This is a genomic window from Pseudomonas migulae, assembly GCF_024169315.1.
In the GTDB taxonomy this organism is placed as follows: domain Bacteria; phylum Pseudomonadota; class Gammaproteobacteria; order Pseudomonadales; family Pseudomonadaceae; genus Aquipseudomonas; species Aquipseudomonas migulae_B.
In genome coordinates this window covers 3,653,785-3,669,665 of sequence record NZ_JALJWR010000001.1, presented here as the reverse complement: position 1 = coordinate 3,669,665, position 15,881 = coordinate 3,653,785, and the positions used below count along the sequence as shown (strand labels likewise).

Sequence of the window (15,881 nt, the reverse complement as noted above, 5' to 3'; positions counted from 1 at the left end):
CAGTTGCGAGCGAAGCTGGTAGACTCCGCCGCCATTATGATTCGACTTCAGAACCTGACTTTACAGCGTGGCCCGCAACGTCTGCTAGAAGACGCCGAGCTGACCCTGCACGCCGGCCACAAAGCCGGCCTCATCGGTGCCAACGGCGCCGGCAAATCGAGCCTGTTCGCCTTGATTCGGGGCGAGCTGCACCCGGACTCGGGTGACTGCTTCCTGCCGGCCGACTGGCGCATCGCCCACATGCGCCAGGAAATCGAGACGCTCGAACGCCTGGCGGTCGACTACGTGCTCGATGGCGACCTGCGCCTGCGCGAGGTGCAACGTGACCTCGCCGCCGCCGAAGCGGCCCATGACGGTGCCGCTCAGGCCCGCCTGCACTCGGAACTCGACAGCGCCGACGGTTACACGGCCGACGCCCGTGCCCGCAAGCTGCTGGCCGGCCTGGGGTTCACCAACGAACAGATGGATCGCCAGGTAGGAGATTTCTCTGGTGGCTGGCGGATGCGTCTGAACCTGGCGCAGGCATTGATGTGCCCCTCTGACCTGTTGCTGCTCGACGAACCGACCAACCACTTGGACCTCGACGCCATCATCTGGCTCGAAGAGTGGCTCAAAAGCTACCCCGGCACCTTGTTGCTGATTTCCCACGACCGGGATTTCCTCGATGCCGTGGTCGATCATGTGGCCCATGTCGATCAGCGCAAGATCACCCTGTATCGCGGTGGCTACAGCGCTTTCGAACGCGCCCGTGCCGAACGTCTGGCCCAGCAGCAACAGGCCTACGAGAAGCAGCAGGCGCAACGCGCGCACATGGAAAGCTACATCGCCCGCTTCAAGGCCCAGGCGACCAAGGCCCGTCAGGCCCAGAGCCGGATCAAGGCGCTGGAGCGGATGGAAGAGTTGTCCGCTGCCCACGTCGATTCACCGTTCGACTTTGTCTTCCGCGAGTCGACGAAGATTTCCAGCCCTTTGATCGACCTGTCCGACGCCCGTTTGGGCTACGGCGACAAAGCCGTGCTGGAGAAGGTCAAGCTGCAACTGACCCCCGGCGCGCGCATCGGTTTGCTGGGGCCCAACGGCGCCGGTAAATCGACCCTGATCAAAAACCTTGCCGGTGAACTCTCGCCGCTGGCCGGTCGACTGACCCGTGGCGAAAACACCGTCGTCGGTTACTTCGCCCAGCATCAGCTTGACTCCCTGGACTCGAAGGCCAGCCCGCTGCTGCACTTGCAACGTCTGGCGCCGACCGAACGCGAGCAGACCCTGCGTGATTTCCTCGGCGGTTTCGACTTCCGCGGTGCGCGTATCGACGAGCCTGTGCTGAATTTCTCCGGTGGTGAGAAAGCTCGCCTGGCCCTGGCGTTGATCGCCTGGGAACGACCGAACCTGCTGCTGCTCGACGAACCCACCAACCACCTGGACCTGGAAATGCGCCTGGCGCTGACCATGGCCCTGCAGGAATTCAGTGGTGCAGTGCTGGTGGTCTCCCACGATCGTCATTTGCTCAAGAGCACCACTGACAATTTCTATCTGGTGGCGGACGGCAAGGTCGAGGAGTTTGACGGTGACCTGGAAGACTACGCCCGTTGGCTGGTCGACTACCGTCAGCGCAATGCCCCGGTCAGCAACACGCCGGTCAATCCGGACAAGACCGACAAAAAGGCTCAGCGTCAGGCCGCCGCCGCATTGCGTCAGCAACTGGCGCCGCACAAGCGCGAGGCTGACAAGCTCGAAGCCGAGTTGGGCAAGCTGCACGAGAAACTGGCGAAGATCGACACCGGCCTTGGCGACAGCGATATCTACGAGCCGGCACGCAAGAACGATTTGCGTGATCTGCTGGCCGAACAAGCCAGGCTGAAGGTGCGTGAAGCCGAGCTGGAAGAAGCCTGGATGGAAGCCCTGGAATTGCTCGAAAGCATGCAGGCGGAGTTGGAGGCGCTGTCCTGATGGAAGCCTTCAAGCTACCGTTGCCGGCAATGTGGGTCGAGCCGATCTGGCTGGTCGTGCAAATTCTGCTGATCCTGCTGGCCGGTTATATCGCTCAGCGCGTCGTCGCTAAATGCCTGACTCGATTGGGCGAGCGCTATCCGTTTCCGCCGCAGTTCCTGATGCCGCTGCGCGGCGGTCTGCGCTGGCTGATCATGGGCAGTGCGCTGATTTTCGTGCTGGAACGCCTCGGTGTATCGGCCACGGTGCTCTGGACCGCGTTGTCCGGTTTCGTTGCGGTGGCCGCGGTGGCGTTTTTCGCCATGTGGAGCGTGCTCTCCAATCTGCTCTGCGCGATCCTGATCTTTACTGTCGGCCCGTTCCGTATCGGTGACGTGGTCGAGTTGGTGGACACCACTGACAAGCCTGGCGTCAAAGGCCGGGTGGTGGCGATCAATCTGCTGTACACCACGTTGATCGAGGCTGAAGAGCTTGGGACCGGCAGCGCGATGGTGCAGGTGCCCAACAGTTTGTTCTTCCAGCGCTCGGTTCGACGCTGGCGGGGTACGGATGTGTTCTCGTCCGGCGGGTTTGAGAAGTAAACCTTCCGTTGCCTGACATACCGCTTTCGCGAGCAAGCCCGCTCCCACATTGGATCTTTAGTGAACACAAAATTTGTGAACAACACTGATCAAATGTGGGAGCGGGCTTGCTCGCGAAGGGGCCCTCGAGTCATAAAACGCTGGTCGGCCGCCGCAATATCCTGCAAAAAATCGGTAGTCATCGGCCCCAAGCCGCATTAGCTTAGACGTCTGTCACGAGTCTGAGTCGAGGTGTGCGATGGAGCTTCAAACATGGCTGGCGTTTTTTGCCGCCTGCTGGGTGATCAGCCTGTCTCCCGGTGCCGGCGCCATTGCGTCGATGTCCAGCGGTCTGCAATACGGTTTCTGGCGCGGTTACTGGAACGCCCTGGGCCTGCAATTGGGCCTGGCGGTGCAGATTGCGATTGTCGGCGCCGGTGTTGGCGCGATTCTCACCGCATCAGCCTCCGCGTTCTATGCGATCAAATGGTTCGGCGTGGCGTACCTGGTTTACCTGGCGGTCAAGCAATGGCGTGCGCTGCCCAGCGACATGAGCGACGACGCCGCCGTGCGCCAGATCGGCAAACCGTTGGCCCTGGTGTTCCGCGGTTTCCTGGTCAACATCAGCAACCCCAAGGCCCTGGTGTTCATGCTCGCGGTGTTGCCGCAGTTCATCGACCCGCATGCGCCGCTATTGGCTCAATACCTGATCATTGGCGTGACCATGGTCTGTGTTGATCTGATTGTCATGGCCGGTTACACCGGGTTGGCGTCCAAGGTACTGCGCATGTTGCGTACGCCCAAGCAGCAAAAACGCATGAACCGGACCTTTGCCGGATTGTTCATTGGCGCGGCGGCGTTTATGGCGACGCTGCGTAAAGCTGCGGTGTAAAACTCGCAGCCACAAAAAAGGCGACCCTGGGGGTCGCCTTTTTCATTTGTGATGCGGATGCTCTCGTGGTGAGGGTTTTTGTGGCGAGGGGATTTATCCCCGTTGGGTCGCGAAGCGGCCCCAAAGATGGGACTGCTGCGCAGTCCAACGGGGATAAATCCCCTCGCCACAAAGGCACTCACCACAGGGTTAGAGCAAGCCCTGGATCAGCGCAAAATGACCGGCGCCGTATCCGGTGGCAGGTTGTTGCGTAATGGGGCTTGCCCTGGCTGCTGGTAACTACCGCCACCGAGCTGTTGGCTCAACTGCGCGGCCACGTCTTCACCCAGCGCCTTGGACACGTCACGAACCACCCGCGGACGGTTCAGCGAAACCTTGATGTCCCGGCCATTCACCAGTTTGGTGTCCTGACCTTCGCCCATCGCTGTGAAAGCCGAGGTGATTTCATACGTCCGGGTGTTGATCAGGCTGAAGTCCGCCACCAGGGTCAGGCCCAACACGGCGGAATGGCTGTCGGTGTTGGCCAGTTCGGTTACGTCGCGGGTGAAATCAATGTCCGACACGGTGCCGAACAGCACATAGTCGGCACCCTTGAAGTTGCCGGCCTTGATCCGCTTGATCACGTCATAGATGTCGCCCTTGGACGCGGCGGTGTACGGCGTGCCTTGCACCAGCTGGAACATGCCGGTGCGCAGTATCTCGCCCTTGATGTCGCCGGTGAATTTGCGCAGCTCAGCTTGCTCGATGTAGCTGGTGGTGGCTTCGAATTCGTTGTAGCTCGAAGAACCACTGGCGCTGTAGTAACCCTCGCGATAATTGTTCTTGGCCGAAACGATGTGGATGTACTGCTCCACTCGCTCCTGATACGCCAGGTCGGTCACCGCGACTTTCGGGGCCGCCTGCGCGCTTAACGCGCAAGCCAGGGCCATCATGCCAATCCATGCACGCATTGATTAACGCTCCGTGGTCTTGCGGATCTCTTTCTCGTCCATCCACTCGGCCAGACCGCTTTCAACGTCGATCAATTGCAGGCTGAATTTGTAGAAGACGTCCTTGTAGTCGCTGCTGCGCTTGACGATCGAGCTGATCGAACCTTCAAGACGGTATTTGGCGGCGATCATGTTGCCGGTCTTGGCCACGGTGGCTTTCTTGTACAGGCCGCTCTGGTTTTGCAGCTTGAGCTGGTCGACCTGGCTTTGCATGGCAGTGTTGTCGCTGGCGAAGCGGGCGGTGCCGGACTTCATCAGCTGGGTCTTGATGCTGGTGGTTATTTCGCGAGTGTCGATGTATTCGCTGGTCTTGTTCTTCACGTCGTAGACCTGAACCACCGGACGGCCTTGCAGAATGCCGGACTGGGCGAGGGAGCGGGTCATGGACTCGGCAATCATCTGCAGGTCGGTGGAGCCGAACTCGTTGGTCACGGTTTCCACGGCCTTGGTGTCGCCGTAGCTGATGTTCTTGCTGCCCAGAACAGGCGAGGTATTGGCGCAACCGCTGGCCAGCAGGGCGATAACGGCGATGAACGAAAAACGTGCAAACATGGGAATGCTCTCTAAAACTGAACGAATAGGGTGTTAAGGCGTTTTGATTTCGAGGCGGAAATCCACGGCTTTGGCGGTGGGCGCGATGGCCTGGATGAAACTGGTCTGCTCGCCGTACATCATCTGGCTTTTCCAGGTTTCTTCTTCGGCAATCGGGAAGCCTTCAGGGCCGAGCCAGGCAAAGCGGTAGTAGAAGGTCTTGTTGTTGAAGCTGGTGTTGCTCAGCTGCACATTGACCGTCATGAAGCCGTTTTCCCGGGCGACGCGCATGGCGCCCACCACAATGTTCTTCAGCTTGCCCATGGCCACGACTTTGCTGGCGGCGCTGCCTGGCTCCGGTGGCGGCGGTGTGGCGCAACCGGCCAGCAAGGCCAGGGCGACGACAGCGATGAGTTTGAAACGCATGTAAAGACTCCGTTCTTAAGGTTGTTTGAGGCTGGCCACGGCCGTTGGGCTGCTGCTTGGGACGACGTGAGCCGCCAGGCCGCTGGCGAACACCTGGCTGCCCACGGCACGCAGGCTGATGACCTGATAGCGTTGATCGACAGTAATCTTGACTACCGAACCACCGACCGCACTTGGCAGCGTGACCTGGTGCTCGCCTTTCTTCAGGCGCAGGCGCACCACCTGGGTGTTGTCCGGCAGGGTGCGCCACGTACGGGTATCGGCACCTTCGAGCACGGCTGAAGTGATACCGACCGCCAGGCCCGCCAGCGGGTTGGTTTCGTTGATCTGCTTCTGCGCCACGCCACGGGTCACGGCGCGAACGGTGGTGCGCACAATGATGCCCGGCATGTCGTCACGCAGCGCGCGGCGGGACATGGCGGTGATGCTGTTGAGTTGCGTCAGGTTGACCTGCTGGCCGTCCACGCCGATCTGGGCGAGCGTGGCGGTGGAGGTATCAGGCTTGATGATCGGGAACGACAGCGGGGTGATCACCACATTGCCGCTGATGGGCAGAGGCAGGGGTACGCGGATCGAATCCCGGGCCGGCGCCAGGCCGCTTTGCACGACGATCAGGATGTCGCTGTCCTCGTCCTTGGCGTTTTTCTTGTCGAGGTCCTTCAGTGCCTGTTCCAGCAGCGGGGTGTTCGGGCGCAGTTCGGCCGCTTTGCGATAACCCGGCGCGGCCAGGTCTTTTTCACCCAGGGCTTCGTAGACGAAGCCGGCCAGGTAATGGCTGAACGCACTCTGGTAGCTGTTTTTCAGGCCGACCACTTCCGGCGCATCGAGGCTGGCGACCGGGTAACCCTGCAGGTCTTTGTATTCGGTCTTGACGCCTTCTTTCTCGGCTTCCTCTTCGCTCTTGAGGTATTCCTTGTCGCGCAGGTCGGCGATCACGGCTTCACGTTCGTGGGTTTTCTTGATCGCGGTGCGCGCGCCGTCGAAGTCGTTCACGGCCAGCAGGTTCAGGGCCATTTGCGTGGTCAGCATGACTTTTTCGTAGTCGTAGCCTTCGTAGCGACGGACCTTGTCGTTCACCAGGAAGCTGCCGAACTGAGCGACGTACTTGGCGGTATCGAGCTTGACCGCGTCTTCCCACTTGCCGACCACCGCATCGGCGCTGGTCCAGGCGTTCTGGCTGCCGGACAAGTCGCCCTTGGCGCGCAGCAGTTCACCTTTCTCGAAGTAATACAGCAGGTCTTTGTCTTCGCCGGTGTTGTTCTTTTCCAGCAGGGTCAGCGCGGCGTCGACGTTGCCGGCAGCCAGTTGCTGGTTGGTCTGTGCGAGTTCCGAATCGTAGTTGCGAAAGGCCGAACAGCCGGAGAGCAAGGTGACAGCGCTGAGCGCGATCAAGGTTAGGGCGCGGGAGGCCATAGTACTTCTTCCCTGAGTGTAAGCAGCCGCGCTTGCTGGTCGGGCTGTTAAGACCTATCGGCGCAGACTGGCGTCCTGCCAATTCCTCCTGGGTGGAGGAGCTTGAATGCCATGTCGCTCTATTGCAGGCGGGGCATTATAAACAGGGATAGTGGCGACGTAATGGCTTTTTGGTTGCATTTTTTTGAAAGTGCCATCACCCGACGAAAGCGCAAACCGGAGCGCCATGCTGCGTTTCACACAACAAAGCTTGAGCGAAACTCATTCGAAGTGAACAATGTGTTACTTCGTATTTCCAATTGAGATTCATTCATGACTGCCCCGTCCCGTTTCCTGGCCTGGCTGGTATTGCCGCTGTTTGCCTTGTGCAGTTCCAACCTGCTGGCCGACACCGTGGAAGGCGCGCCGCAGGCGCTGCATTTGCTCGATTACATCGGCGCCGACTACCCGGAGTCTGTGCAAGCGGGCAAGGTCATCAATGAATCCGAATACCGCGAGCAGCTGGAATTTACCAAGGCGTTGCAAGGCTTGATCGCCGCCATGCCGGAGAAGCCGGAAAAGGCCGGATTGGAGCAGGGCGTCAGCACGCTGCGCAAAGCCATCGCGGCCCGGCAGGACGGTGCGGACGTCGCCCGTCAGGCTCGGCAGCTCGGTGCGAAGCTGGCTGTGACCTATGAAGTCAGTCAGGCGCCGATCATTACGCCGGATCCGACCCGGGGAGCGCCGCTGTACGCCCAGCATTGTTCGGTTTGCCATGGCGATGCGGGAGCCGGCGATGGCCCGGCCGGTGTCGGTCTGACGCCGCCGCCCGCCAATCTGCGCGATGCCGCGCGCCAGGACCGATTGAGCCTCTACGCGATCTACAACACCTTGGGGATGGGCGTGGAAGGCACCGACATGCCGGCCTTCGCCGATCAGCTGGATGACCGTCAGCGTTGGGATCTCGCCACTTACATCGCCAGTTTCAGTGCTGACCCGGCCGCGGCAAAATCCGAAAAAACCTACAACATCGCCGACCTCGCCCGTCAGACCCCGGCCGAAGTGCTGGCCGCTGAAGGCCCGCAAGCGGCAGCGACCTTCCGCGCCCAGCGTTCTCAGCCGCCGCAGGTCAAGCGTGGCCCGGCGCAACTGCTCGACTACACCGCTGCAACCCTGGACAAGAGCGTCGCGGCCTATCGCGCCGGCGATCACGATCAGGCCTATGACCTGTCGGTGGCGGCGTACCTGGAAGGTTTCGAACTGGTCGAAAGCTCCCTGGACAACGTCGACGCCAACGTGCGCAAAGACACTGAAAAATCCCTGATGGCTTACCGTCAGTCGTTGCAGGATGGCTTGCCGGTGGCCGAGGTCCAGCAGCGTCTGGATGCGGCCAAAACCAGGTTGAAGGAATCCGCCGGCCTGCTTGGCAGTGATGGCCTGAGCTGGTCGCTGAGCTACATCTCCGGTCTGTTGATTCTGCTGCGCGAAGGTCTCGAAGCGATCCTGGTGCTGGCGGCGATCCTCGCGTTCCTGCGCAACACCGGCCAGCAATCGGCGGTGCGCAGTGTCAACGTCGGTTGGGGCCTGGCACTGGTGGCCGGTCTGGCGACCTGGGCGCTGGCGGCTTATGTGATCGATGTCAGCGGTTCGCAACGTGAATTGCTCGAGGGCGCGACGGCGTTGTTCGCCGCGGTCATGGTGCTCTGGCTCGGCGTGTGGATGCACGACCGTCGCCACGCGGCGGCCTGGCAGGATTACATCAAGAGCAGCCTGGTGGGCGGCGGCGGGCGTTTCGGCTTTGCGACGCTGGCGTTTTTCTCGGTGTATCGCGAGCTGTTTGAAGTGATTCTGTTCTACGAAACCTTGTGGCTGCAGGCCGGGCCAGCGGGGCACAACGCGGTATTGGCCGGCGGTGCCACGGCGCTGGTGCTGCTGGTGGGTCTGGCGTGGGTGATTCTGCGTGGTTCGGCGAAACTGCCGCTGTCGTTGTTCTTCAGTATCAACGCCGCTCTGTTGTGCGCGTTGTCGGTGGTGTTTGCCGGACACGGCGTGAAAGCCTTGCAGGAAGCCGGGATCTTCGGCACGCGGCCGGTGCCGTTCTTTGAGTTCGACTGGCTGGGCATTCACGCGGATGCGTATTCGCTGAGTGCTCAGGCGGTGGCGATCCTTGCGATTATTGTGTTGTATGGGCGTAGCTGGATGGCGGAGAAACGGCGGGTTTCGGTTTCCTGAAAAGCATTCGCTGCGCTCATATTCGCGGGCAAGCCTCGCTCCCACAGGATTGTGTATAACCTGTAGGAGCGAGGCTTGCCCGCGAAGCTTTTCAAAGGGAGGAAAACCCAATGCGTGTGTGGATCGATGCCGACGCCTGTCCTCGGGCGGCCAAGGATCTGGTGGTGAAGTTCGCCCTCAAGCGCCAGTTCGAAGTGGTGTTGGTGGCCGGGCAGCCGCAGATCAAGCCGGGGTTGGCGTTGGTGAAGCTGATCGTGGTGCCCAGTGGCCCGGATGCGGCGGACGATTATCTGGTCGAGCACGCGGTGCCCGGTGAACTGGTGATCTGCAGCGACGTACCGCTCGCGGATCGACTGGTCAAGAAAGGTGTGGCAGCGCTGGACCCTCGGGGGAAGGAGTTTGATGCACAGAACATGGGCGACCGGCTGGCGGTGCGCAATCTGTTCACCGACCTGCGCGAGCAGGGGCAGATGAGCGGCGGCCCGGCACCGTTTGGTGATCGCGAGAAGCAGGCGTTTGCCAATGCGCTGGACCGGATTCTTACCCGACTAACCCGAAAATCCTGAACCTCACTCGGACCAATGTGGGAGCGGGCTTGCTCGCGAAGGGGCCCTGACATTCAACATTGATGTCGACTGACACAATGCCTTCGCGAGCAAGCCCGCTCCCACATTTTGACCGCGTTAAGCGTCGTTTTCGTGGGTGAGTTCGAGGACGCGGTCGACCAGTTTGTTGATGCCCGACGCTGCTTCGCTGATGCTCTGCGCCAGCATGTACGCCGGAGTGCTCACCAGTTTTCGCGCCTTGTCTTCGACGATGTCTGTCACCGCGCAGTCCGCATGGGTCGCGCCCATCTTGTTCATGGCCGCTGCAGTGTCAGCATCGTTGCCGATGGTGCATTTGACACCCGGCCCATAAATCTTCGCGGCCAGCGCCGGGGAGATGCAGATCAGCCCGACCGGTTTGCCCGCTTCAGCGAACGCTTCAGCCAGCGCCAGGACCTCCGGTTGCACCGTGCAGCCAGCGCCTTCGATCGCGAAGTTCGACAGGTTCTTCGCCGCGCCAAAACCACCCGGCACGATCAGCGCGTCGAAATCCTCGACGTCGGCCTCGCGGATATCCTTGATGTTGCCCCGGGCGATCCGCGCCGATTCGACCAGCACATTGCGTGACTCGGGCATTTCTTCACCGGTCAGGTGGTTGATCACATGCAACTGCGCGATGTTGGGGGCAAAGCACTGCACCTGAGCGCCACGCTGGTCCAGGCGCAGCAGGGTGATCACACTTTCGTGGATCTCGGCGCCGTCGTAGACGCCACAGCCGGAAAGGATCACTGCAATTTTTTTGCTCATGGGTTTTTCTCCAGATTCATGGCGTTAAATGTCCACTAATTTGTCACTCGTTGCCATAGGGTTAATTCGCGGCTAAACATAGGATCTGTCCTCAAGATTCCGATCAGGGCGCGTCATGGACTTCATTCTGTATGCGGTGCCGTTCTTCTTTGTGCTGATTGCCGTCGAACTGCTGGCCGACCGTTGGCGCGGGGTGAGCAATTATCGGCTGGCCGACGCGATCAACAGCATCAGCACCGGCGTGCTCTCCACCACCACGGGCCTGTTGACCAAGGGTGTGGGGCTGGTGACCTACGCATTTGCCCTCAAGCACCTGGCGCTGTTCGAGCTCTCGGCCGACAGCGTCTGGGTCTGGGTATTTGCCTTCGTCCTCTATGACTTCTGCTACTACTGGCTGCATCGCATGGGCCATGAACGCAACATCCTCTGGGCGGCGCATTCGGTGCATCACCAGAGCGAGGACTACAACCTCTCCACGGCGTTGCGCCAGACCAGTACCGGGTTTCTGTTGAGCTGGATTTTCTACCTGCCGATGGCCGTGCTCGGTGTGCCGCTGCTGGTGTTCATCAGCGTCGCGGCGCTTAACCTGCTGTATCAATTCTGGGTGCATACGCGGCACATTCCCAAGCTTGGCTGGTTCGAGTGGTTCTTCGTCACGCCGTCCAATCATCGGGCCCACCATGCACAGAACGCTCTCTACATGGATCGCAACTACGGCGGGGTGTTCATTATTTGGGACCGTCTGTTTGGCTCGTTCCAGGAAGAAGACGACAACGAACCGGTGATTTTCGGCGTGACCACGCCGCTGGCGAGCTGGAATCCGTTGTGGGCAAACGTGCAGTTTTACGCGCAGCTGTGGGATGACGCGCGACGGGCTGAAAGCACGTGGGACAAGCTGCGGATCTGGTTCATGCGCACCGGCTGGCGTCCGGCGGATGTGGCCGCGAAGTACCCGATGAACAAGCCGGACCTGAGCCAGTTCCGCAAATTCGAAGTGCCGCTGGACGGGCGTCAGCAGATTTACGTCCTGCTGCAGTTCTGCGTCTACATCGCGCTTGGCAGTTACTTGATGAACTTCGAGCCGCAGCTGCCGACCGCCGCGTTGGTGCTCGGCTGGAGTGCGGTGGCATTAGGTTTGTTTACGTTGGGCGTGGCCCTGGAGAATCGCCCGTGGGCGTTGAAGCTGGAGCTGCTGCGCCTGGCATCGAATGTGCCGCTGGTGTGGCTCGCGCCGATGGTCGGGCTGTGGCCGGCCAGCGCGGTGGGCTGGGTCGGCCTGCTGAGTTACAGCCTGCTCAGCGGAATCGGTCTCTACTGTTGCAGAAACCGCTTCACTCGGTTGGCGTCTTGACCTCGGCGGCCTTGGCCTGTTCGGCTTTCAAGGCCTGCTCGTCGGCGTAGACCTGCTTCGCCAGGCGGGCATTCTTGAAGCGACGACGCAGCCACAGCACGACGCCCAGCACCAGCAGGGCGCCGAGCACCCACAGCTCGTACTTCTTGACGCTGCCCAGCATGCCTTCGAGTACCGCGCCGAAGTGATAAGCGGCGGCGGCCAGGGCGCTTGCCCAGATCGCTGCACCAATCCCGTTCAGCAGCAAGTAGCGTCCTGGCGGATAGCCTGACAGGCCGATCGCCACCGGCATCACCGTGCGCAAGCCGTAGACAAAGCGGAAGCTCAGCACCCAGATGTCCGGGTGTCTGCGGATATGTTCCAGTGCCCGGTCGCCCATCATCTGCCAGCGTGGCTTGCGCGCCAGCAACTTGCGGCCGTGCTTGCGTCCCAGGAAGTACCACAGCTGATCGCCGGCATAACTGCCGAAAAAAGCCACGACCACCACCATGTTGATGTCCATGTATCCACGGAACGCGAGGAAGCCCGCGAGCACCAGAATGGTTTCGCCTTCGAAGAACGTGCCGAGAAAAAGGGCAAAGTAGCCGAAGTCATGCAGAAATTGTTGGAGCATTGTCTGGGTGCTGGCGAAATGAACGCGCAGCCTAACCCTTCGTGCACATTCATGAAAGTGTCCAAATGTGTCTCGACGTGAACATTTCCTACACGGAGAATGGAATGCGACTACCTGTCACAGGGTGCACATAACTGTCATACAGTCGTCATAATGGCCGCTTATAACTGTCACGCTCGCCCGTTAGCGCGGGCTCAGGAGTCTGCCGTGAGCTTTACCCCCGCCAACCGTTTGTTTCCTGCAACCCGCCTGCGTCGTAACCGACGTGATGATTTCTCGCGTCGACTGGTTCGTGAAAACGTCCTGACCGTCGATGACCTGATCCTGCCGGTGTTCGTGCTGGACGGTGAAAACCGTCGTGAAGCGGTGGCTTCGATGCCTGGCGTTGAACGCCTGACCATCGACCTGTTGCTGGAAGAAGCGGCCAAGTGGGTCGAGCTGGGCATTCCGGCTGTGGCGCTGTTCCCGGTCACGCCGCCCGAACTCAAGTCGCTGGACGCCGCGCAAGCGTGGAACCCTGAAGGCATTGCCCAGCGCGCCACCCGCGCCCTGCGTGCGCAGTTTCCTGAGCTGGGCGTGATCACCGACGTCGCGCTGGACCCGTTCACCACCCACGGTCAGGACGGCATCCTCGACGAAGAAGGCTATGTGCAGAACGACATCACCGTCGATGCGCTGGTCAAGCAGGCCCTGTCCCACGCCGCAGCCGGCGCTCAGGTGGTGGCCCCGTCGGACATGATGGACGGTCGTATTCAGGCGATCCGCGAAGCCCTTGAACTGGCCGATCACGTCAACGTGCGGATCATGGCCTATTCGGCGAAGTACGCCAGCGCCTATTACGGCCCGTTCCGCGATGCGGTGGGTTCGGCGCTGAACCTGGGCAAGGCCAACAAGGCCTCCTATCAGATGGACCCGGCCAACAGCAACGAAGCCCTGCACGAAGTGGCGGCGGACTTGTCAGAAGGCGCGGACATGGTCATGGTCAAGCCAGGCATGCCGTACCTGGATATCCTTTACCGGGTCAAGGAAGAATTCAAAGTGCCGACCTTTGTCTATCAGGTCAGCGGTGAATACGCCATGCACATGGCGGCGATCCAGAATGGCTGGTTGAGCGAAGGGGTTATCCTCGAATCCCTGACCGCTTTTAAACGTGCAGGCGCTGATGGCATCCTGACTTACTTTGCCGTACGTGCTGCTCAACTGTTACGAGAGCAAAAATAGCCCTCCCAGGAACATTCGATGAATACCGAAGGACTCACTGAAGTTGCAGTACAAGAGGCTCAACCTGTGGTGGAGCAAATCGACGAAACCCCACCGGTGCTGGAGCCTGCTCCACCCGCGGTAGTGGTCGAAACCGCGCCGGCGGCGCCAGCGATTGTCGTTCCGGGCCTGGATGACAGCAGCCTGTACATCCATCGCGAGCTCTCGCAACTGCAGTTCAATATCCGCGTGCTGGAACAGGCGCTGGACGAGTCCTACCCGTTGCTGGAGCGGCTGAAGTTCCTGCTGATTTTCTCCAGCAACCTGGATGAGTTCTTCGAAATTCGTGTGGCCGGCCTCAAGAAACAGATCACCTTCGCCCGTGAACAGGCCGGCGCCGATGGTCTGCAGCCGCACCAGGCCCTGGCCCGGATCAGCGAACTGGTGCACGGTTACGTCGACCGCCAGTACGCGATCCTCAACGACATTCTGTTGCCGGAACTGGAGAAACATCAGGTCCGCTTCATCCGTCGCCGTTACTGGACCACCAAGCTCAAGACCTGGGTCCGCCGTTATTTCCGCGACGAGATCGCCCCGATCATCACCCCGATCGGCCTCGATCCGACGCACCCGTTCCCGTTGCTGGTGAACAAGAGCCTGAACTTCATCGTCGAGCTCGAAGGCATCGACGCCTTCGGTCGCGATTCCGGCCTGGCGATCATCCCGGCACCGCGTCTGTTGCCGCGCGTTATCAAGGTGCCGGAAGAAGTCGGCGGCCCTGGCGACAACTATGTATTCCTGTCGTCGATGATCCACGCGCACGCCGATGACCTGTTCCAGGGCATGAAGGTCAAGGGCTGCTACCAGTTCCGTCTGACCCGGAACGCCGACCTTGCCGTCGACACCGAAGACGTCGAAGACCTGGCCCGCGCCCTGCGCGGTGAGTTGTTCTCCCGTCGCTACGGTGACGCGGTGCGTCTGGAAGTGGCCGATACCTGCCCGAAACACCTGTCCGATTACTTGCTCAAGCAATTCAACCTGCACGAGACCGAGTTGTACCAGGTCAACGGTCCGGTCAACCTGACCCGCCTGTTCAGCATCACCGGCCTCGACAGCCAGCGCGAGTTGCAATACCTGCCGTTCACCCCGCAGATCCCGAAATTGCTGCAGAACAGCGAGAACATTTTCAGCGTGATCAGCAAGCAGGACATCCTGCTGCTGCACCCGTTCGAGTCGTTTACGCCGGTCGTCGATTTGCTGCGCCAGGCTGCCAAGGACCCGCATGTACTGGCGGTCCGGCAGACCCTGTACCGCTCCGGCGCCAACTCGGAAATCGTTGATGCGCTGGTCGACGCGGCGCGTAACGGCAAGGAAGTCACCGCGGTGATCGAATTGCGCGCGCGGTTCGACGAAGAGTCCAACCTGCAACTGGCCAGCCGTCTGCAAGCGGCCGGTGCGGTGGTGATCTACGGCGTGGTCGGCTTCAAGACCCACGCCAAGATGATGCTGATCCTGCGTCGTGAAGCCGGCGAGATCGTGCGTTACGCGCATTTGGGTACGGGTAACTACCACGCGGCCAACGCCCGTCTGTACACCGACTACAGCTTGCTGACCTCGGACGACGCCTTGTGCGAAGACGTCGGCAAACTGTTCAGCCAGCTGATCGGCATGGGTAAAACCCTGCGCATGAAGAAGCTGCTGCACGCGCCGTTCACGCTGAAGAAGGGCATGCTCGACATGATTGCCCGCGAGACTCAGTTCGCCCTCGACGGCAAACCGGCGCACATCATCGCCAAGTTCAACTCGCTGACCGATCCGAAGATCATCCGCGCGCTGTACAAGGCCAGTCAGTCCGGGGTGCGCATCGATCTGGTGGTGCGTGGCATGTGCTGCCTGCGTCCGGGCATCGCCGGGGTTTCGCACAACATTCATGTGCGCTCGATCATCGGTCGCTTCCTGGAACACACGCGGGTCTTCTACTTCCTCAATGGCGGTGACGAGCAGATGTTCCTGTCCAGCGCCGACTGGATGGAGCGCAACCTCGACAAACGCGTCGAGACTTGCTTCCCGGTGGAAGGCAAGAAGCTGATCATGCGGGTCAAGAAAGAGCTGGAGCTTTACCTGACCGACAACACCCACAGCTGGAGCCTGCAGGCGGACGGTCGTTACATCCGCAACACGCCGACCGGCAACCAGAACCCGCGCAGCGCGCAGGCCACGTTGCTGGAGCGGTTGGGCAGTCCGATTCTGGCTGTGCGCTAGCCCGTACGCTGCATAAAAAAATGGCGATCCCTGCGGATCGCCATTTTTTTTTAGCTGGATACCTGTGGTGAGGGGGTTCTGTGGCGAGGGGATTTATCCCCGTTGGGCTGCGAAGCGGCCCCCAAAACTGCCAC

Annotated in this window: 14 protein-coding genes; 8 read left to right on the top strand and 6 right to left on the bottom strand. The window is 60.7% G+C overall.

Annotation, left to right across the window (positions count from 1 at the left end):
• Positions 1-36: 36 nt before the first annotated feature.
• The 3 genes from J2Y86_RS16835 (at position 37) to J2Y86_RS16825 (ending at position 3,399) form a co-directional block, all read left to right on the top strand.
• Positions 37-1,947 (top strand): ATP-binding cassette domain-containing protein, encoded by a 1,911-nt coding sequence (locus J2Y86_RS16835; protein ID WP_253433624.1) that lies wholly within the window; start codon positions 37-39, stop codon positions 1,945-1,947.
• Entirely contained in the window at positions 1,947-2,528 is a 582-nt protein-coding gene (locus J2Y86_RS16830; protein WP_017341421.1) for a mechanosensitive ion channel family protein, read from the top strand. Before J2Y86_RS16835 ends, J2Y86_RS16830 begins: the two co-directional genes overlap by 1 nt.
• Before the next feature lie 238 nt (positions 2,529-2,766).
• On the top strand, positions 2,767-3,399 hold the full coding sequence (locus J2Y86_RS16825) for a LysE family transporter (RefSeq protein WP_253433620.1): 633 nt from the start codon (positions 2,767-2,769) through the stop codon (positions 3,397-3,399).
• A gap of 206 nt (positions 3,400-3,605) precedes the next feature.
• On the opposite strand, the gene J2Y86_RS16820 is transcribed toward J2Y86_RS16825, so the two are convergent.
• From J2Y86_RS16820 to J2Y86_RS16805, 4 genes are read right to left on the bottom strand one after another with little or no spacing between them, the layout of a single operon-like run.
• Positions 3,606-4,349 (bottom strand): penicillin-binding protein activator LpoB, encoded by a 744-nt coding sequence (locus J2Y86_RS16820; RefSeq protein ID WP_253433617.1) that lies wholly within the window; start codon positions 4,347-4,349, stop codon positions 3,606-3,608.
• A 3-nt stretch (positions 4,350-4,352) separates the two neighbouring features.
• Positions 4,353-4,940: a penicillin-binding protein activator LpoB gene (gene lpoB, locus J2Y86_RS16815; RefSeq protein WP_214379726.1), complete on the bottom strand. Its 588-nt coding sequence runs from the start codon at positions 4,938-4,940 to the stop codon at positions 4,353-4,355.
• 33 nt (positions 4,941-4,973) lie between these two features.
• A complete protein-coding gene (locus J2Y86_RS16810) occupies positions 4,974-5,345 on the bottom strand; it encodes a YcfL family protein (RefSeq protein ID WP_017341417.1) in 372 nt (123 codons plus the stop codon).
• Positions 5,346-5,360: 15 nt separating this feature from the next.
• Positions 5,361-6,758, bottom strand: coding sequence for a COG3014 family protein (locus J2Y86_RS16805; protein ID WP_253433614.1), 1,398 nt, complete (start codon positions 6,756-6,758; stop codon positions 5,361-5,363).
• Between the two features lie 312 nt (positions 6,759-7,070).
• Here J2Y86_RS16805 and J2Y86_RS16800 point away from each other — a divergent pair, with 312 nt between their 5' ends.
• On the top strand, positions 7,071-8,969 hold the full coding sequence (locus tag J2Y86_RS16800) for an FTR1 family protein (protein WP_253433610.1): 1,899 nt from the start codon (positions 7,071-7,073) through the stop codon (positions 8,967-8,969).
• 110 nt (positions 8,970-9,079) lie between these two features.
• Entirely contained in the window at positions 9,080-9,535 is a 456-nt protein-coding gene (locus J2Y86_RS16795; protein WP_253433606.1) for a YaiI/YqxD family protein, read from the top strand.
• A 117-nt stretch (positions 9,536-9,652) separates the two neighbouring features.
• On the opposite strand, the gene elbB is transcribed toward J2Y86_RS16795, so the two are convergent.
• Positions 9,653-10,321, bottom strand: a complete 669-nt coding sequence (elbB, locus tag J2Y86_RS16790) for an isoprenoid biosynthesis glyoxalase ElbB (protein WP_253433602.1) — start codon at positions 10,319-10,321, stop codon at positions 9,653-9,655.
• Between the two features lie 115 nt (positions 10,322-10,436).
• On the opposite strand from elbB, the gene J2Y86_RS16785 reads away from it, so the two are divergent.
• On the top strand, positions 10,437-11,672 hold the full coding sequence (locus tag J2Y86_RS16785) for a sterol desaturase family protein (RefSeq protein WP_253433599.1): 1,236 nt from the start codon (positions 10,437-10,439) through the stop codon (positions 11,670-11,672).
• Here J2Y86_RS16785 and J2Y86_RS16780 read toward each other — a convergent pair.
• Positions 11,653-12,285, bottom strand: a complete 633-nt coding sequence (locus J2Y86_RS16780) for a DedA family protein (protein ID WP_253433595.1) — start codon at positions 12,283-12,285, stop codon at positions 11,653-11,655. The two genes, J2Y86_RS16785 and J2Y86_RS16780, sit on opposite strands and share 20 nt — an antisense overlap.
• 207 nt (positions 12,286-12,492) lie before the next feature.
• Here J2Y86_RS16780 and hemB point away from each other — a divergent pair, with 207 nt between their 5' ends.
• Both hemB and ppk1 read left to right on the top strand, forming a co-directional pair.
• Positions 12,493-13,506 carry a porphobilinogen synthase gene (gene hemB / locus J2Y86_RS16775; RefSeq protein ID WP_253433593.1) on the top strand — a complete coding sequence of 338 codons (1,014 nt, stop codon included), beginning with the start codon at positions 12,493-12,495 and terminating at the stop codon, positions 13,504-13,506.
• Between the two features lie 18 nt (positions 13,507-13,524).
• Positions 13,525-15,747 (top strand): polyphosphate kinase 1, encoded by a 2,223-nt coding sequence (gene ppk1 / locus J2Y86_RS16770; RefSeq protein WP_253433590.1) that lies wholly within the window; start codon positions 13,525-13,527, stop codon positions 15,745-15,747.
• Positions 15,748-15,881 lie beyond the last annotated feature (134 nt).